We start from the raw sequence: 17122 nt of genomic DNA, 5'->3' as shown, positions 1-17122 counted from the left end.
ACCTGCCTTCCGACTCGGCGTGAATCGGGCCATGCCTCTGGACCTCACCATCCCCGAGCGCACGGCCACCACCTGCCGTGCCGCCATGCGCTTCTGCGCCCGCAACCGCTGGGCCCCCCTGGCCGAAATGCCCATTCCCTGCGGGCGCCGGCTGGACATCATGGCCCTGACCCCCGAGGGCTGCCTCTTCGCCATCGAGGTGAAGTCCGGCCCGCGCGATTTCCTGACCGACAACAAATGGCACGAGTACCGGGACTGGTGCGACCGGCTGTACTTCGCCGTCGATGTGGACTTCCCGCAGGAACTGATCCCCGAGGAGATCGGGCTGATCGTCAGCGACGGCTTCGATGCCGTGATGGTCAGGGACACCGAGCACAAGCCGCTGGCCGGCGCCCGGCGCAAGTCGCTGATGCACCGCTACGCCGTGCTGTCGGCCGGGCGGCTGGCGGCGATGTGCGATCCGGTCGGTGCGCAGGAGATGCGGGCCGCGCTGCTCTGTGAGTAGGGCGATCCGTCAACCCCCGCCTCCGCGACCTTTGATCCTTTCATCCAGCGGAACCCCCTTGCCTCTCCGGTCGTTCTGAACAGGCGCCTGCCCCCCGGGGCGCCACCACCGGAGACACGCCGACATGAACCGCCGCTCGATCTCGCTCGCCCTTGCGGGCGCCAGCCTTCTTCCCGTCGCCGCCTTCGCCCAGACCGGCGGCAACACCGCCGATAGTGGCCGCGCCCCCGGTCCCGGCGCCACCCCGCAGGCCAGCACCCCGCCCGCCAACCTGGCCAATGCGCGGCCGGAGCAGCTGGCGATGATGGCGCACCAAGCCGGCGCCTTCTCCCTCGCCACGGCCCGGTTGGGCATGGAGCGCGGCTCCAACCCCGACGTGAAGCGCTTTGCCAATTTCGAGGTGCGCGAGCAGGAGGGCGTGGCCCAGGCGATGAAGCTGGCCGGCCACAACTTCCCCGAGCCGCAGTTTGGCGGCGAAAAGTACCAGGTGATGCAGCGCCTGCAGGCGGCCAGCGGCGCCGAGTTCGACCGCCTGTTCCTGCAGGTGCAGGAGCAGGGCCACCAGGAGCTGCTGAACCTGACCACCGCGATTGCCGAGAGCCAGGCGCCGGTGGCGGACAAGATCACCGGCCTGCTGGCGAGCGACCGGATCCGCGAGCACCTGATCGATATCGGAATGCTGCAGGGCCGTCGCTGAGCCGGCTGGGGTTTCCGTTGCGCGCGGCGGGCTGGCCCGCTGCGCGCCCACCGGGAAACCCCGATGATCGAGGGCGGTACTGGCGGCGGTACTTCTCCCGCCTAGCAGCCCTTCAGACGAAGATGGGGGGTGTCCAGAGGGGAAATTCCTTTTCCCCTCTGGAGCCACCGCCTCAGTTTACCCCTCAGCTGTCAGGCAGAAGTTCCGCAAGGCGCACGACACCGCCCCATTCCTGCACCATGATGCCGCCCGCCACCTCCTCGAGCCGGTGGTCCGCGCCCTTCACCAGCAGATCGGGGCGAATTGCCTCGATCAGCGCCAGCGGGGTCTCCTCCTCGAAGAAGGTGACGAGGTCGACCGTGGGCAGGGATGCGAGAACGGCCGCGCGCGCCGCCTCCGCCTGAATCGGCCGTGCTGGGCCCTTGAGGCGCCGCACGGTGGCATCGGTGTGGACGCCGACGATCAGCCGGTCGCACCAGCGCCGGGCCTGCTCCAGCAGATGGATATGGCCGGGCTCCAGCAGGTCGAAATTCCCGTCGGTGAAGCCGACGCGCCAGCCGCGCCGACGCCAGCGCTCCGCCACCTCGGCAGCCCGGCCGCGGGAGACGATCTTGCGCAGCGCACCGTGCTCACCGCCCAGGACCTCCAGCATCTCCGTATCGCGCGCGACGGCAGTGCCAAGCTTGCCGACCACCAGCCCGGCCGCGAGATTGGAGAGCCGCGCCGCGACAGGCATGGGCAGGCCGGCGGCCAGGCCCGCGGCCACCACAGCCACCACCGTATCGCCGGCGCCGGAGATGTCCGCGACTTCGGCCGCTTCGGCGGGGAAGTTGTGGGAGGTGTCGCCATCCAGCAGCGTCATGCCGTCGCGCCCGCGGGTGACCAGCACGGCGCCGATGCCCAGGCGGTCGCGCAGGACGCGGGCGGCGGCGAGGATGGCGTGCTCGCTGTCCACGCTCATCCCCGTGGCCCGGCGAAGCTCTGCGCGATTGGGCACCAGCAGGTCGGCGCCGGAATAGAGAGTGAAGTCCTCGCCCTTGGGGTCTACCACCACCCGCCGCCCGGCCGCGCGCGCGGCGGCGATCAGCCGCTCCGGCACGTCGCCCGAGAGGACGCCCTTCCGGTAGTCCGACAGCACCATGACCTTGGTGGCCGCCACTGTGTCCTGCGCGATACGCACCAGCCGGTCCGCCAGCCGCGGGTGGATGGACTGCGCTACCTCCTGGTCGGCGCGCAGCAACTGCTGACCGGCGGCGATGAAGCGGGTTTTCGTAGTTGTGGTGCGGCCGCCCTGGACGAGCAGCCAGGGCTCCACCCCCGGCTGGCCGCCGATCAGCCCGGTGAGGTCGGACCCCGCCTGGTCGTCGCCCACCACTGAGAGAAAGGCGACGGAGGTGCCGAGCGCGGTGAGGTTGCGCACCACGTTCCCGGCGCCGCCGGGCATCGCCACCTCCCGCTCCACCGTGAGAACGGGGACGGGGGCCTCGGGCGAGATGCGGTTCACATGGCCATAGACCGTGCGGTCCAGCATGGCATCGCCGACCACGAGCACGGAGGCGCGCCGGAGGGTTCGCACTGCCTCGGCCAGGTCGGCGGCGGCCATGGGCGGAATGGGGGTTTCGGGCGCGGGGCCAGTCATCACTCTCGGCGTAGCCCGCCGCCGGGGCGGGTGGCAACCGGCCGGGGGGCGCGGTGACGGAGCGTTAACCCCTGGGGCGGCAGATTCCCCGGTGCGATGATCCCCTTCACGCCTTCCTCCGCGCCGCTGGCCCATGAGGTGCCACCGATCGCGTCCCTTCTCTTCCGCCCCGGCCCTGGGCTGGCGCCGGAGGCGCATCGGGTCGCCCGCGCCCTTCTGGAGGATGCCGCGCGCAACCGCGGCGGCCGGGTCTCCGATGGCGGGGACGGTACCTGGCGGCTGGAGGCGGCGCCCCCGGCGCTGGAGATGGCCCGCCGCACCCTTTCCTCGGTGCTGAACGGGCGCGACGCCGCGCTGCTGACCGAGGCGCTGGCCGCGCCGCCATCCCCGCCGCCCTTCGGCACCGGGCCGGAAGCGATCCTGACGGCCCGGCCGATCGATTCTTTACTGGAACGCCGGCCGATCCTCGGCTTCGGCCCGGGCGGGGTGCCGCGGCCGGCCGGTCTGCGGCTGCTGCCCTCCTCCAGTGCCATTGCCGCTGCGCTCGGGCCGCGCTGGGCCGGCGAGCCGTGGCAGGCCCATGGGTGGGAACTGGTGGCACGCCGGGCAACGCGGCTGGTCCCATCCTTCGGGGGGCAGCTTCACCTGGATATGCCGCCGGAGGCGCTACGCGACGCCCCGGCCGATGTCCTGCCCCTGCTGCCCGCCCAGTCGCTGGCCTGCCCGCCCGCGCGGCCCTTCGCCGTGGTGGCACCGGGTGCTGTGGGGCTGGCCATGCTTGATCCGGCCCATCTGCCCGGAACCGTGCTGCATCTCGTCTTCGATCCGGCGCTGGACGGCTTGCCGCCTGGCTTCTGGCACGCGCTGAGCCCTGGTCGGGTGGTGCTGGAAGGGGTGGCCGACGCGGCGGCGCTGGAATGGGGGCTGGCGCGGGGCATGGCGCGCTTCGCCGGCCCGCAGCCCGACCGGCTTCTCGCCGCGCTCCGGCGCCGGGCGGCGGGATGATCCCCGATCCCGGGATCGTGCCGCAGCCCATCCTGCGTGCGACCTGGCCGGAGGCGTCCCGGCCCAGGAGCTTCGGCATGGAGGACCCGCCGCCGCTGACAGGGCCGGATGGCGGCGCGGCGGATCTTGCGGCGCTGGTGCGGCGCTGCCTTGCCTCGGGTTCGGTGCGCGATGTCCTGTGGCTGCGGCTTTCCCGCCTGCCCAAGGGCCTGGACCGACCGCATCACCGCCGCCTGCTGCGGGAAGCGCTGGCACTGCCCCAGCATGCCCGCCGCGCGCGGGTTTTCCATCTGCCGGATGGCGACATGGCCGTGGCGACGGCGCCGCCGGATACGCTGCGGCCTGCTGTGCTCCGCGTGCTGGACGGCGCGGCGGATGAGGCAAGGATCGCGCAGTTGGTGCTCGGCCTTCGCCTGCCCGAGCAGTCTGGCGCCCTGCTGGCCGGATTGGAGGAAAGCCTTGGCCTGGCCCGCCCCCTCGTGGAGGCCGCGCCCGAGCCTTCGGTGCTGGAAGCCGAGGCCCTGGCGGCAACCCTGCCCAGCCTCGAACGGGCTGATCCATCCCCCTATCTGCGCCGCCAGCCGATCCTGCGCCTGACGCCCGCGGGGGAATCCGCCGTGGTGGCGGACTCGCTCGTTCCGATGGTCGGTGCATTGCGCGACCGGCTGCTGCCCGGCTGCGGGCTGGACGGGGCGCCGGCGCTGGCCGCGCGGCTACGGCTGGCGCTGGAGATGCGGATGCTGGCGGGTGTCGCCCGGCCGGAATGGCTGGCGGTGCCGCGTCCGCTGCATCTGTCGCTCTCGGTCGCGGCGCTCACCTCCGATGCTTTCCTCGCACTGGATGCGCGGCTGCCGGGGGCGGTGCGGCCAATGCTGACCCTGGCCGTGGCGGCGGGGGAGGTGCTGTCGGACCCGGCGGGCTACGCGCTCGGACGGGACTTGGCGCTCAGCCGCGGCTACGGGCTGGCGCTGGAGGCACCGGGCGGCGGGGCGCTGGCGCTGCTGCCCCCGGCGCGGATTGGGGTGGGAGTGGTGCGGCTGGCCTGGAGCGATTTCCTGCCCGGTGATCCCGGACCTGCTCGTGCGCTGGGGCGGGCCGGGATGCCACTCGTCCTGACGGGAGCGGACCGGGCAGCCGCCATTGCCTGGGGCTGGGAGAACGGGATCAGCCTGTTCCAGGGCCGCGCGACGGACCGGCATCTCCGGCACTGACAGGTTGTGAAGACCGGCGTCCTGGCGGGGCGCTAGCGGGCGTCCTATGCCCGTGCGATGCGCAACACCGCCATTGTCGCCGAACCCCAGGACAGCGCCAGGATCTGGGCCATCGCGGCCGAGGGACTCACCAAGCGCTACGGCGAGACGGTGGCGGTGGATGCCCTCTCCTTCACCATGCCCCGGGGCGCCACCTTCGGGCTGCTGGGCGGCAATGGCGCGGGGAAGAGCACGACCATCGCCATGCTGCTGGGGCTGCTGATCCCGAGCGCCGGGCGCGCGCGGGTGCTGGGGCATGACATGGCCACGGACCGTTTCGCGGCCTTGGCGCGGGCGAATTTCTCTTCACCCTACATCGCCCTGCCGCATCGGCTGAGCGTGCGGGAGAATCTGAAGGTCTACGCGCATCTCTATGACGTGCCGGATGCGAGGGCGCGGATTGCGGAACTGGCGGTGCAGCTCTCGCTGACGGATCTGCTGGACCGGCCGGCGGGGGAGCTCTCTGCGGGGCAGAAGACCCGGGTGGCACTGGCCAAGTCCCTGATCAACCGGCCGGACGTGCTGCTGCTGGACGAACCGACGGCGAGCCTGGACCCGGACACGGCCGATTGGGTGCGGGGCTGGCTGGAGCGATACCGGGAGGAGAGCGGCTGCGCGATCCTGCTCGCCTCCCACAACATGGCCGAGGTGGAGCGGATGTGCGGCCATGTGCTGATGCTGAAGCAGGGACGGCTGGTGGATAGCGGCTCCCCGGCCGAGTTGCTCTCGCGCTACGGGCGGGACGATCTGGAGGAGGTGTTCCTGGACATCGCGCGGAACCGGCGGGCGGGATGACGCGCGTGGACCCACGCCCCAGCCGGTCCTCTGGCAGCGGGGCCTATGAGCAGCTGCTGGAGGCGATCGAGGGCGGCGCGCTGCCGCCTGGCACCCGGCTGCGTGAGGCGGAGCTGGCCGAGCGCTTCCGCATCAGCCGCACCCCGGTGCGGGAGGCGCTGAAGCGGCTGGAGGCGCAGGGACTGGTGCTGCACGAGCCGCATCACGGCGCGGTGGTGGCGAGCCTCGACTACGCGCAGATGACCGAGCTGTACCATATGCGCGAGGTACTGGAGGGCACCGCCGCGGGCCTGGCCGCCACCCATGCGACGCCGACCGAGGTCGAGATCCTGCGGGAGATGGTGGAGCGCGACCGCGGCCTGCTGGAGAACCCGGCGGCGCTGGCGGGCACCAACCGGTCCTTTCACCGGCAGATCCGGCTCTCCGCCCGCAACCGGTTCCTCAACACCAGCCTGGAGACGCTGCGGGTCTCGCTGGCGCTGCTGGCTGGCACCACCCTGGCCGTGCCGAAGCGCGGCGCGGAATCGGTGGAGGAGCACGCGGCGATCGTGGCCGCGATCGAGGCGCGGGATGCAGAGGCCGCGGAGGCCGCGGCCCGGCGGCACATCCGCAACGCCTTTAAGGTCCGGATCGGGCTGGAGCACGGGCCCGGCGCGGCCGGCTGAGGCCTCTGTCATGCCGCGCCCGCCAGAGCCGGCTTGATCCGCGCCCGGCGAAATCGTATCCGCTGGTATACAGTTGGAGGGCGCGATGCCGGATTTCTCGCGGGTGTGGGACGTGCTGGTGATCGGGGGAGGCAATGCCGCCCTCTGCGCCGCCGTGACCGCGCGCCAGGCGGGCTGCTCCGTGCTGCTGATCGAGCACGCGCCCAAGGCCTTCCGCGGCGGCAATTCCCGCCACACCCGCAACATGCGGACCATGCATCCCGAGCCGACCAAGGTACTGACCGAGGCCTATCTCGAGGACGAGTACTGGGACGACCTGCTGCGGGTCACCGGTGGAGAAACCGACGAGAACCTGGCGCGGATGACCATCCGCCTTACCCATGATGCGCTGCCCTTCATGGAAGAATGCGGGGTGCGGTTCCAGCCCTCGCTCTCGGGCACGCTGTCCCTGTCCCGCACCAACGCCTTCTTCCTGGGCGGCGGCAAGGCTCTGGTGAACGCCTATTTCGCGACGGCCGAGCGGCTGGGGATCGACATCCTCTACGACACGGAAGCCGTGGACATCCGCATGGATGACGGCTTCGTCCGTGAGGTGGTGATCGACCATCGCGGCTTCCCCGAGACGGTGCGCGCGAAGGTGGTGGTGGCCTCCTCCGGCGGGTTCCAGGCGGATCTGGAGTGGCTGGAAAAGGGTTGGGGGCCGGCAGCGCGCAACTTCCTCATTCGGGGCACGCCCTACGCGAAGGGCAAGGTGCTCAGGAACCTGCTGGATCAGGGCGTCGCCTCGGTGGGCGATCCCACCCAGTGCCACGCAGTGGCAATCGACGGGCGGGCGCCGAAATTCGATGGCGGCATCGTCACGCGGCTGGATTGCGTGCCCTTCTCCGTCGTCGTGAACAAGCATGGTGAGCGCTTCTACGACGAGGGCGAGGATGTCTGGCCCAAGCGCTACGCCATCTGGGGGCGGCTGGTGGCGCAGCAGCCGGACCAAGTGGCCTATGCCATCATCGACGTGAAGTCCGAGCGGCTGTTCATGCCCAGCGTCTTCCCCGCCATCAAGGCGGACAGCGTGGGTGAGCTGGCGGTGAAGCTGGGGCTGGATCCGAAGGCGGTGGAGAAGACCGTCGCCGAGTACAACGCGGCCTGCGTGCCGGGCGAGTTCAACTCCACCCGGCTGGATGGCTGCCGCACCGAAGGGCTGGAGCCGCCGAAGACGCACTGGGCGCGGCCGATCACGGATGCGCCTTTCATCGGCTATCCGCTGCGGCCGGGCATCACCTTCACCTATCTCGGCGTGAAGGTGGACGAGACGGCGCGGGTCCTGATGGATGATGGCCGCCCCTGCGCGAATCTGTTCGCCTCGGGCGAGATCATGGCCGGCTCCATTCTCGGCAAGGGTTATCTCGCCGGCTTCGGCATGGCGATCGGGACCGTCTTCGGGCGGATTGCAGGCAGGGAGGCCGCACGCAATGCGCGAAACTGAGGCCGTCACCGAAGCCCGTCGCTCGATGGAGGTGTGCAACGCCTGCCGCTACTGCGAGGGCTATTGCGCCGTCTTCCCCGCGATGACGATGCGCCGCGAGTTCACGGGCGGCGATCTGAGCTACATCGCCAATCTCTGCCACAACTGCCGGGGCTGCTACTACGCGTGCCAGTACGCGCCGCCGCATCCCTTCAACATCAACCTGCCCCAGGTGCTCGCCCAGGTTCGGTCCGAGACCTATGAGGAATATGCCTGGCCGGGGCCGCTAGCGGGGCTATTTAAGCGGAACGGCACCATCGTGTCGCTCGCCCTGGTCGCGGGCATCGCGCTCGCGTTGATCCTGACGATGGCGCTGGTGGACTCGCGCGTGCTGTATCAGCCGCAGGTCGGGCCGGGCGCCTTCTACCGCGTGATCCCCTGGTGGTTGATGGTGACGCTGGCGGGGGGAACCTCGCTGTTCGCCGTGCTGGCGCTGGCGATGGGGTTCCGCAACTTCTGGCGGGATACGGGCGGGCGGGCGGATGAGCTGCGGGCGGGCAAGCCGCTGATGGTCGCGCTGCACGACATTCTCACGCTGAAGAACCTCGGCGGCGGGGGCGGGGGCTGCAACGACGTGGACGAGGGGTTCTCCCAGGTCCGGCGTCGGTTCCACCACTTCATGTTCTACGGTTTCATGCTCTGCTTCGCCTCGACCACGACGGCGACCTTCTACGACCACTTCCTCGGCCAGATCGCGCCCTATCCCTTCTGGAGCCTGCCCGTGCAGCTCGGCACCTGGGGCGGGGTGGGGATGGTGATCGGGACGGCGGGGCTGATCTGGGTGAAGATCGTGTCCGATCCCGCGCCGGCTGCGCGCAATCTGCTGGGCGCGGATTACGCGCTGCTGGTGCTGTTGTTCCTGGCCGCGGCCACCGGGCTGCTGCTGCTGGGCCTGCGCGACACGGGCGCGATGGGCGTGCTGCTGGCGATCCATCTGGGCGTGATCTTCACGCTCTTCGCGGTGATCCCCTACAGCAAGATGGTGCACGCGGTGTACCGCTCGGCGGCGCTGTTCCGGCACGCCCTGGAGCGGCACCCGACGCCGCCGCCGGGCAACAAGCCGTCCGACCGGGCCCTGGGTTCGGCGGCGTAAAAACACTGGCCCGGCGCGCACGGCGGGCGGAACATGCGGAGGCGGCGCCAAGCCGCCCGAGGCCGAGGAGGAGCGGATGATGCTCGAGAATGCACGCAAGACGCTGCGGATCAGCCCGATGCGCGAGCGTGTCACGCCGGCCGAATGGCAGGCGCGGATCGATTGCGCGGCCTGCTACCGGCTCGTCGCGCATTACGGCATGGCGGACATGATGGCGAACCACATCTCGGTCCGTGTACCGGGGGAGGATGGGGCGTTCCTCATCAACCCCTATGGCATGATGTACGAGGAGATCACGGCCTCCTCTCTCATCAAGGTCGATCTGGACGGCAACATTCTCGCCAAGCCGGGATACGGGGATTTCAATTTCGGCATCAACCGCGCGGGCTACGTGATCCACTCCGCGATCCACGGCGCGAAGCACGAGGTCGACTGCGTCATACACACGCACACCTGGCCGGGCATGGCGGTGTCCTCGCTGGAATGCGGGCTGCTGCCGATGACGCAGACGGCGATGCGCTTCACCAATATCAGCTACCACGAATACGAAGGCGTGGTGCTGAACCTGGACGAGCAGGCGCGGCTGATCCGCAACCTCGGCAACAACAACGCCATGATCCTGCGGAACCACGGGCTGCTGACGATCGGCAACACGGTGGGCGAGGCCTTCAACGCGCTGCACCGGCTGGAGCTGTCCTGCCGCGCGCAGATCGCGGCCATGTCCTGCAACACGCCCCTGCATCCGGTTCCGCAGGCGGTGCTGGACGCGACCTTCCAGAACTACCAGCCGAATGTCCGCCGTCCCTACGGGCTGATGGAGTGGCCTGGGCTGCTGCGGATGCTCGACCGGCTCGACGCGAGCTACGCGGAATAGGGAGGCGATGCGCGCGGAGCCGGCCCCGATGCCGCGGCTCCGCACGCGACCCGATGCGCTACTCCACAGCGGCGCCGGAGACGCGGACGACCTCGGTCCAGCGCCGGATTTCGGAATCGATATAGGCGCCGAACTCGGCCGGGCTGTTGCCGACGGGATCGGCGCCCTGGTCCACCATCTGCTTCTCGATATCCGGGCGCCGGAGGATGGCGGCCGTATCCGCCTGGATCTTGGCCACGATCTCCCGCGGCGTATTTGCCGGCGCCACCATGCCGAACCAGGAAGAGGCGTCGAAGCCCGGGTACCCCAGCTCCGCCATGGCCGGCACGTCCGGCGAGGAGCGCGAGCGCTGCAGGCTGGAAACCGCCATCGGGCGCAGCTTGCCCGAGCGGATCTGCTCGATCACCGAGGGGATGGTGGCGAACATGAAGTCGATGCGGCGCGACAGCAGGTCGTTCAGCGCGACGGCGCCGCGATAGGGCACATGGGTGGTGCGGATGCCCGCCATTTGGTCCAGCAGCGCGCCGGAAAGATGGGACGAGGTGCCGACGCCGGTGGAGCCGTAGGAGAGCTCGCCGGGCTTCGCCTTCGCCAGCGCCACCAGCTCCGCCACGTTGCGTGCCGGGAAGTCCGGCGCGACGACGAGGATGTTGGGTACGCCCGCCAGCAGGGTGATGGGCGCGAGGTCCTTGCGGGAGTCATAGGGCATGGACTTGTAGAGCGACATGTTCACGGCCAGCGGCCCGACCGAGGCGACGAGCAGCGTGTAGCCATCGGGCGCCGAGCGGACGACGTATTCCGTGCCGATATTGCCGCCCGCGCCGGGGCGGTTCTCGATCACCACGGGCTGACCCCAACGCTCGGAGAGCTGGTTGCCGACGATGCGCGCGATGATGTCCGTCGTACCGCCCGCGGTGAAGGAGACGACGATGCGCACCGGCCGGTCCGGCCAGCGCGCGGGCTGCGCATGTGCAAGCACGGGTACGAGGGCAGGGGCTGCGAGCATCAGTCCGCGGCGCGTGGTGTTCATGGCGTCCTCCGTGGTCCGCGCTCCGGCGGCTCCGTTGATCTATCGTGGCAAGCGTGCGCGGTGCGGCGCAAGCGCCGATCACGCATCGGGTGAACCACCCCGGAACGGGGGACGAAGGGGAGAGAGGGATGGTCGAGACGACGCGGCGCAGCCTGCTGGCGGGTGCCAGTGGCATGGTTGCGATGCCGGCGCTGGCACAGCGCGCCTGGCCTGACCGGCCGGTGACGCTCGTCGTGCCCTATGCGGCCGGCGGCTCGAACGATGTGGTCGCGCGGCTGCTGGCGCCGAAGCTGCAGGCGGTGCTCGGCCAGTCCTTCGTGGTGGAGAACCGCACGGGGGCGGGCGGCGCGATCGGCATGGGGCAGGTGGCGCGCGGGCCGGCGGACGGCAGCGTCTTTCTCGTCTCCTCGGCCAGCAACCATGTGATGAATCCGATCGTCGCGCCCGCGCAGTCGCCGGACCCGCGCACGGCCTTCGCCGGCGTGTCGATGCTGGTGGACGTGCCGCTGGCGCTGACAGTGGCGAACCGGCTCGGCGTCTCCGACCTGCCCGGGCTGCTGGCGCTGCTGAAGCGCGAGCCGGGCAAGCATTCCTTCGCCTCCTCCGGCGTCGGCGGGTCGCAACATCTTGCCGGCGAGCTCTTCGCGATGACGGCGGGAGTGGACATCGTGCACGTGCCATATCGCGGCGGCGGGCCGGCGCTGAACGACCTCGTGGCTGGGCAGGTCTCGCTCGCCTTCCTCAACCTGCCTACGGCGCTGCCCCAGGGCGAGGCTGGGACGGTGAAGATCCTGGCCGTGGCAGGAGAGCGACGGTCGGCGCTGAAGCCGGAGATCCCGACCGTGGCCGAAAGCGGCGTACCCGGCTTCGCGGTACGGTCCTGGACCGCGCTGTTCGCCCCGCGCGCCACCCCGCCCGAGATCGTGACGCGGATGAACGCCGTAATCCGGGACGTGCTGAACGACCCAGCGACCCGGGCAAGATTGGCCGAGCTGGGGACCGAAGCCGAGCCCTCCGAGCCCGCCGAGCTGGACCGCTTCGTCCTGACGGAACTGGATCTGTGGACCCCGGTGATCCGGGCGGCGAAGGTGACGGCGCAGTAACGGCGCCGTGTGATCCCGGGGAGTTCAGGCCCGCGGTGGTTTGACCGCGGGCTGTCCGGCACTAGGTTGCGCGCCATGGCCGATCTCCACTCCCCCGCCGCGCCGCCGCGCCGGCTGATCCTCCTCCTCGGTGCCGCCGCCGCGCTGCCCTGGCCGGCACACGCGCAGGACGCGCCGGCTTCCGTTGTGGAGCGCTTCCACGGCACGTTGATCGAGCTGATGCGGAACGCCCGCAGCCTCGGCACACGGGGGCGCTACCAGCGGCTGCAACCGGCGATGGAGGCGGCCTTCGACCTGGCGGCAATGACGCGGATCGCGGTGGGCCCGGCATGGTCGCGTATGGCACCGGCCGAGCAGTCGGCGCTGGTGCAGGCCTTCTCCGAGTGGTCGATCGCGACCTATGCCAACCGCTTCAACGGCTATTCCGGCGAGAGCTTCACTACCACGGGCGAGACCACACTGCAGAGCGGCGACCGGCTGGTGCGCACCTCATTGAACCGGGTGAGCGACGCGCCGGTGCAGCTGAACTACCTCATGCGCAGCGCGGGCGGCGGCTGGCGGATCGTGGACGTGTACCTGACCGGCACGATCAGCGAACTCGCCTCGCGCCGCTCGGAATTCGCGGGCGTGCTGCAGCAGGGCGGCGCGGAGCGGCTGACGGCAGAATTGCGGCGGCGGACGGCGGAACTGCTACAGGGCTGAGCCCGCGTCAGCGGGCGCCCGGGTCCTCCAGCACGTCAATGCGGTCGCCGGCATCGCCCGTGCGGCCCAGCTCGGCCTCGCGGCGCTGCTGCCACACGCTGCGCAGCCGCGCGTAGAAGTCGAGCGAGCCGCTGCGGAGCGCGTCCAGTCCCTCAATATTCTGTTCGCGCAGGTCCACGCCGCCGACGACGGTGCGGGCCACGTTGCCCTCGAAGGGCAGGAGCCAGCTGATCGGGTTCAGGAAGCCGTCGCCCACCGTGCCCACCGTGTCCCGCACGTTAGATGGGCCGGCGAGGGGCAGCATCAGATAGGGGCCGGACTCCACGCCCCAGGAATGCAGCGTCTGCCCGAAGTCGCCGGTGCGGCGCGCGATGCCGAAATCGGTGGCAACGTCGTACAGGCCGGCGAGGCCGATGGTGGAGTTGAAGAAGAACCGCATCGTCGTGTGGCCGGCATCCAGCAGGCGGCCCTGGAGGATGTTGTTCGCGAAAATCCGCGGCTCCGACATGTTGTCCAGCACGTTGCGGACACGGGTGCGGGCGTATTCCGGCACCACCTCACGATAGCCCAGCGCTACCGGGCGCAGCACCGCGTCGTCCACGGCAAGGTTCACGTCCAGCACCTGCCGGTTCGTCTGCTCCAGCGGGTCACCGGGGGTCGAAGCCAGCTCGCCCCCTGCGTCCCGCGTGGCGCAGGCGCCGAGGGCAAGCGGGAAGAGCAGGGCGAGGTGAAGGAATCGAACCATGAAGGCAGCATAAAGGCGGCTGCGCGCCGGCACAGCCGCGATTCACGCAAGAGGTCGTGATGGCGCGCGTCAGGCCTCGGGCGGCCGAGCGAGAAGGGCAGGGCGGAAGAGAAGGGTAACCACGATCTCCCAGCCCAGCGAGATCATCAGCAGCCGCCCCATGCTGGCCGTGCCGGGATGGCTGGAGAGCCAGAGGGCGCCGAAAGCGGTGGCTGTGGTCAGCGCACTGAAGATCACCGCCCGGGTCAGGCTGGATTGCAGCAGGTCGTGCTCGCCCGCCCGCCAGGCGACCACGAAATAGATGTTGAAGGCCACGCCGATGCCGAAGAGCAGCGGCAGGGCGATGATGTTGGCGAAGTTCAGCGGCAGGTCGAGCGCGGCGCAGGTTGCGAGCGTCAGCAGCCCGCTGAGCAGCACCGGCAGCATCGCCAGCATCACATCCCGCACCCGGCGCAGAACGAGGGCGAGGAGAAGGGTGACGGCGATGAAGGAGAGCACGCCCGCCTGGATGAAGGCCGTGACCACGCTGTCCCCCGCCGCGCGGATGGAGATGGGCGGCCCCACGGCTTCGGGGGAAACAGCCTGGATGGCATCCGAGAAGCGGCGGAGCGTCGCGTTGTCGTTGGGGTCGCCGCTAGGATAGGCCTCCACCCGCGCGCGGCCGTCCCGCGCCGTCCAGTCGGCGGCAAGCTCGGGCGGTAGGTCGGCAGGGGTGACCGGACCGGCGGTGAGCAGCGCGCGGGTCTGGGCCAGGAGGGTGGCGAGGGGTGCGGAGACCGCTTGCGCCGCCGCGGCGCGCTGGGTTGGCCTGCCGGCAGAAAGGCGTTCCAGAGCGGCGGCAAGGCGGCGCGCGGCGGTCGCGGCGGTGTCCCCGGCGTCCCCGGCCGTGCGACGGAGTGCGGCGGCCGTACCGGTCATGCTCTGCACGAGGGCGGCATCGTCGGGCGGGAGAAGGGGCTCCACGCCTTCGAGCGCGGGGGCGAGGAAGGTGGCGGCGTCCTGCACCAGCGCCAGCTTCTCGAACTGCCGGGTCGGGATGAAGCTGCTGAGCGTCACCGCCCGCGAGACCTCGGGAAGGGCCTCCAGCCGCTTTGCCATGGCATCCGCCGCCGCCTGATCGGGCAGGAGGATGCTGATCGTGTTGGGTGTGCGGTCCGGGTCCGCTGAGAGGTCCCGCAGGGTGGACATGGATTCCACATGCGGGCTGCGGAGATGCAGCGGGTTGAAGTCGAAGCGCACGAAGGGAAGCAGGGCGATCGAGGCCGCGGCGGCCAGGGCCGCGGCGGCGAGGACCGCGCGACGGTGATCGCCCAGCGCCTGCTCTACCGGAGCAAGGGCGTGGTAGCCGAACTCGGCCCGCCCCTCGGCTGGCGGGCGCAGCAGCACGAGCAGCGCCGGTAGCAGCGTGATGGCGAGCAGGAAGGCGACGCCCATGCCCAGCCCCGCGATCACGCCCAGCTCGGCGACCCCGATATAGCTGGTGGGCAGGAAGGCGAAGAAGCCGGCCGCGATGGCGGCGGCGGCCAGCGCCAGCCCGCGCCCCACGCCCGAGCCGGCGGCGGCGAGGGCATCCCGGATATCCGGATGGCCCAGGCGCTCGGCCAGGGCGCGGACGCTGAGCTGGATGCTGAAATCGATGCCCAGCCCGACGAAGAGGGGGATGAAGGCGACGGAGATGAGGTTGAACCGCCCCGTGGCCAGCAGCCCCAGCCCGGCCGTGACGATCAGCCCGAGGATGGTGGTGAGAAGGATGGCCGCGACGAAGCGCGCCGAGCGCACAGCGAGCCAGAGGATGACCAGCAGCGCCGCCACCATCGCGCCGGTGACCAGCTCCGCATCCTCGGCGAGGCTGGCGAACTCCTCATCGGCCAGCGGCACGGGGCCGGTCAGGCGGAGGGTGACGCCGTGGGCGGGGTCCAGCCCCAGGCTGCGTGCGGTGGCGCGGATGGCCTCGCTGCCGGCCGCGCCGGGCTGCAGGGCGCGGAAGTCCATCACGGGCTGGACGAGGACGAAGCGCCGGAGCTCGCGCGGGCCGGGCGGCTGGCCGGCGAAGAGGCTGCGCCAGGAGAAGAAGGCAGGCCGGCCGTCCAGCACCGCCTCGAAGGTGCCGGCGAGGGCGTCGGCGGCGGGCGCGATGTCGGCCAGCGCCGCCCGGCCCTGCGAGACGCCCTCCAGCGCGGTGGAGAGGCTGCCCATCACCCCGCGCAGGCTGGGGTCGGCGGCGAGCGGGCCGAGGAAGGGCTGGGCGCGGATCAGCTGATCCGTGGTGGCCTGGACCTCCTCGAGCGGCAGGAGAAGGAGGCCGTTGCGGTCGAAGAAGGCGCCGCCATCGGGGCGGCGGACGGTGCGGAACAGGTCGGGCCGGGCGCGCAGGGCTTCGGTCAGGCGGGCCGCGGCGGATTCCGCGATCTCCGCCGTGGCGCCGTCCACCACCGCGACGACCAGGTCCTCCTGCTGTGGGAAGGCGGCGTCATAGGCGATCTCGCGCTGCCGCCATTCGAGATCCGTCGAGATCAACTCGGCGGTGTCGGTTGTCATGGCGAAATGGCGGGCGCTGTAGACCAGAGCCCCTGCCGAGAGGACGAGTGTAAGAAGGAGCACCAGCCACGGATGGGCGGCGCTGAGCGCGACCAGCCGGCCGGTCAGCGACGCACGTGGCGGTGCGCCAGGGCTGGCGGTGGTCAGGCGGCCCCCAGCTGCGGCAGGATCTCGTTCCGCGCGCGCAGCACATCCGCCTCGAAGTCGATCTCGATCCAGGGCAGGGCGGTGATGTCCTCGGCCCGGAAGCGGGCGGGTTCGGCAAGGATGAGGTCGCGGATCGCCTCCTCGTATTCCAGCTCGGCACGGCCGGCATCGACCAGACCGCGGGCACGGTCGGCCAGCGCCGCGGCAGTGGAGGCGGAGAAGCGGAAGAAGCCGACGGATTCACCGTGCCGGTCATGCGCGTGTTCCGGCCGCTTGCGGAAATCGACGATCACATCGTCCCGGAAGCAGATCTTCACGGGCTCGTCGCCGGGCTCGATTTCGCGGTCGAGCAGCAGGACGTTCTCGCCGGGTGCGGTGGTCAGGGCGCCGATCACGCGGGGGTCGTAGAGCACGTCGCCATCCATCAGCAGCACCGGTCGCCCGGCGCGCAGCGCCGCCTCTTGCACCGCGAGCGAGACAAGGCTGCCCTCGCGATAGCGCGGGTTATTGACGAAGCGCACCCGGTCCGTCCAGCCAAGGCGCGCGACCTCCGCCTGGATCTGCGCGCCTTCGAAGCCGATCGTCATGCTCACCTCGCGCACGCCGTGGCGCTCCAGCGCGTCGAGGTGCCGGGCGAGGAGGGTGCGGCCGCCGAATTCAAGCAGGATTTTCGGGCGGTCATGCGACGCGCCGAGACGTCGTCCCACCCCCGCGGCCAGGATGATCGCGGAGGGGGTTTCGGTGGCAGCGTTCAAACCGGGTGTCCTGGAAAGGCCTTCAGGCCATGTGAAACTAAAGTTACTATATAGCCC

Annotated in this window: 16 protein-coding genes; 11 read left to right on the top strand and 5 right to left on the bottom strand. The window is 70.7% G+C overall.

The features are described from left to right. Window positions 1-31: 31 nt before the first annotated feature. Window positions 32-505, top strand: a complete 474-nt coding sequence (locus ACVBD7_RS13825) for an MmcB family DNA repair protein (RefSeq protein ID WP_458093812.1) — start codon at window positions 32-34, stop codon at window positions 503-505. A 124-nt stretch (window positions 506-629) separates the two neighbouring features. Then, the gene (locus ACVBD7_RS13820) at window positions 630-1202 is read left to right on the top strand and encodes a DUF4142 domain-containing protein (protein ID WP_458093811.1); all 573 of its coding nucleotides are present in this window, start codon (window positions 630-632) and stop codon (window positions 1200-1202) included. A 184-nt stretch (window positions 1203-1386) separates the two neighbouring features. Here the strand turns inward: ACVBD7_RS13820 and ACVBD7_RS13815 are convergent, their stop codons facing one another. Continuing rightward, window positions 1387-2841 carry a PfkB family carbohydrate kinase gene (locus ACVBD7_RS13815; RefSeq protein ID WP_458093810.1) on the bottom strand — a complete coding sequence of 485 codons (1455 nt, stop codon included), beginning with the start codon at window positions 2839-2841 and terminating at the stop codon, window positions 1387-1389. Window positions 2842-2937: 96 nt separating this feature from the next. Between ACVBD7_RS13815 and ACVBD7_RS13810 the strand changes: the two genes are divergently transcribed. From ACVBD7_RS13810 to ACVBD7_RS13780, 7 genes are all read left to right on the top strand, one after another. Next, the gene (locus tag ACVBD7_RS13810) at window positions 2938-3846 is read left to right on the top strand and encodes a hypothetical protein (RefSeq protein ID WP_458093809.1); all 909 of its coding nucleotides are present in this window, start codon (window positions 2938-2940) and stop codon (window positions 3844-3846) included. Beyond that, window positions 3843-5057, top strand: a complete 1215-nt coding sequence (locus ACVBD7_RS13805; RefSeq protein ID WP_458093808.1) for a hypothetical protein — start codon at window positions 3843-3845, stop codon at window positions 5055-5057. Before ACVBD7_RS13810 ends, ACVBD7_RS13805 begins: the two co-directional genes overlap by 4 nt. A 57-nt stretch (window positions 5058-5114) precedes the next feature. Next, on the top strand, window positions 5115-5891 hold the full coding sequence (locus ACVBD7_RS13800) for an ABC transporter ATP-binding protein (RefSeq protein WP_458093807.1): 777 nt from the start codon (window positions 5115-5117) through the stop codon (window positions 5889-5891). Next, window positions 5888-6556: a GntR family transcriptional regulator gene (locus ACVBD7_RS13795; protein WP_458093806.1), complete on the top strand. Its 669-nt coding sequence runs from the start codon at window positions 5888-5890 to the stop codon at window positions 6554-6556. The genes ACVBD7_RS13800 and ACVBD7_RS13795 overlap by 4 nt, the downstream gene beginning before the upstream one ends. Before the next feature lie 85 nt (window positions 6557-6641). Then, window positions 6642-8039 (top strand): FAD-dependent tricarballylate dehydrogenase TcuA, encoded by a 1398-nt coding sequence (tcuA, locus tag ACVBD7_RS13790; RefSeq protein WP_458093805.1) that lies wholly within the window; start codon window positions 6642-6644, stop codon window positions 8037-8039. Beyond that, window positions 8026-9171, top strand: a complete 1146-nt coding sequence (gene tcuB, locus ACVBD7_RS13785; RefSeq protein ID WP_458093804.1) for a tricarballylate utilization 4Fe-4S protein TcuB — start codon at window positions 8026-8028, stop codon at window positions 9169-9171. Before tcuA ends, tcuB begins: the two co-directional genes overlap by 14 nt. Window positions 9172-9247: 76 nt before the next feature. Further along, window positions 9248-10045 (top strand): class II aldolase/adducin family protein, encoded by a 798-nt coding sequence (locus ACVBD7_RS13780; protein ID WP_458093803.1) that lies wholly within the window; start codon window positions 9248-9250, stop codon window positions 10043-10045. Between the two features lie 58 nt (window positions 10046-10103). On the opposite strand, the gene ACVBD7_RS13775 is transcribed toward ACVBD7_RS13780, so the two are convergent. Further along, a complete protein-coding gene (locus ACVBD7_RS13775) occupies window positions 10104-11075 on the bottom strand; it encodes a Bug family tripartite tricarboxylate transporter substrate binding protein (RefSeq protein WP_458093802.1) in 972 nt (323 codons plus the stop codon). 128 nt (window positions 11076-11203) lie between these two features. Here ACVBD7_RS13775 and ACVBD7_RS13770 point away from each other — a divergent pair, with 128 nt between their 5' ends. Beyond that, a complete protein-coding gene (locus ACVBD7_RS13770) occupies window positions 11204-12178 on the top strand; it encodes a Bug family tripartite tricarboxylate transporter substrate binding protein (RefSeq protein ID WP_458093801.1) in 975 nt (324 codons plus the stop codon). A gap of 75 nt (window positions 12179-12253) precedes the next feature. After that, window positions 12254-12880, top strand: a complete 627-nt coding sequence (locus ACVBD7_RS13765; RefSeq protein WP_458093800.1) for an ABC transporter substrate-binding protein — start codon at window positions 12254-12256, stop codon at window positions 12878-12880. Between the two features lie 7 nt (window positions 12881-12887). Here ACVBD7_RS13765 and ACVBD7_RS13760 read toward each other — a convergent pair whose 3' ends face one another. The 3 genes from ACVBD7_RS13760 to ACVBD7_RS13750 form a co-directional block, all read right to left on the bottom strand. Continuing rightward, a complete protein-coding gene (locus ACVBD7_RS13760) occupies window positions 12888-13625 on the bottom strand; it encodes an MlaA family lipoprotein (protein WP_458093799.1) in 738 nt (245 codons plus the stop codon). 69 nt (window positions 13626-13694) lie between these two features. Next, window positions 13695-16259 carry a hopanoid transporter HpnN gene (gene hpnN, locus ACVBD7_RS13755; RefSeq protein ID WP_458097701.1) on the bottom strand — a complete coding sequence of 855 codons (2565 nt, stop codon included), beginning with the start codon at window positions 16257-16259 and terminating at the stop codon, window positions 13695-13697. 47 nt (window positions 16260-16306) lie between these two features. Next, window positions 16307-17065: a phosphocholine cytidylyltransferase family protein gene (locus ACVBD7_RS13750; protein WP_458093798.1), complete on the bottom strand. Its 759-nt coding sequence runs from the start codon at window positions 17063-17065 to the stop codon at window positions 16307-16309. Between the last annotated feature and the right edge of the window lie 57 nt (window positions 17066-17122).

Source organism: Roseomonas sp. WA12 (genome assembly GCF_054165765.1).
This window is presented reverse-complemented; position numbering and strand designations above follow the sequence as displayed.

Excerpts from the sequence above, each read along its gene's own strand:
- ACVBD7_RS13825 (WP_458093812.1), top strand. The coding sequence starts at position 32 with ATGCCTCTGGACCTCACCATCCCCGAGCGCACGGCCACCACCTGCCGT.
- ACVBD7_RS13820 (WP_458093811.1), top strand. The coding sequence starts at position 630 with ATGAACCGCCGCTCGATCTCGCTCGCCCTTGCGGGCGCCAGCCTTCTT.
- ACVBD7_RS13815 (WP_458093810.1), bottom strand. The coding sequence starts at position 2,841 with ATGACTGGCCCCGCGCCCGAAACCCCCATTCCGCCCATGGCCGCCGCC.
- ACVBD7_RS13810 (WP_458093809.1), top strand. The coding sequence starts at position 2,938 with ATGATCCCCTTCACGCCTTCCTCCGCGCCGCTGGCCCATGAGGTGCCA.
- ACVBD7_RS13805 (WP_458093808.1), top strand. The coding sequence starts at position 3,843 with ATGATCCCCGATCCCGGGATCGTGCCGCAGCCCATCCTGCGTGCGACC.
- ACVBD7_RS13800 (WP_458093807.1), top strand. The coding sequence starts at position 5,115 with ATGCGCAACACCGCCATTGTCGCCGAACCCCAGGACAGCGCCAGGATC.
- ACVBD7_RS13795 (WP_458093806.1), top strand. The coding sequence starts at position 5,888 with ATGACGCGCGTGGACCCACGCCCCAGCCGGTCCTCTGGCAGCGGGGCC.
- tcuA (WP_458093805.1), top strand. The coding sequence starts at position 6,642 with ATGCCGGATTTCTCGCGGGTGTGGGACGTGCTGGTGATCGGGGGAGGC.
- tcuB (WP_458093804.1), top strand. The coding sequence starts at position 8,026 with ATGCGCGAAACTGAGGCCGTCACCGAAGCCCGTCGCTCGATGGAGGTG.
- ACVBD7_RS13780 (WP_458093803.1), top strand. The coding sequence starts at position 9,248 with ATGATGCTCGAGAATGCACGCAAGACGCTGCGGATCAGCCCGATGCGC.
- ACVBD7_RS13775 (WP_458093802.1), bottom strand. The coding sequence starts at position 11,075 with ATGAACACCACGCGCCGCGGACTGATGCTCGCAGCCCCTGCCCTCGTA.
- ACVBD7_RS13770 (WP_458093801.1), top strand. The coding sequence starts at position 11,204 with ATGGTCGAGACGACGCGGCGCAGCCTGCTGGCGGGTGCCAGTGGCATG.
- ACVBD7_RS13765 (WP_458093800.1), top strand. The coding sequence starts at position 12,254 with ATGGCCGATCTCCACTCCCCCGCCGCGCCGCCGCGCCGGCTGATCCTC.
- ACVBD7_RS13760 (WP_458093799.1), bottom strand. The coding sequence starts at position 13,625 with ATGGTTCGATTCCTTCACCTCGCCCTGCTCTTCCCGCTTGCCCTCGGC.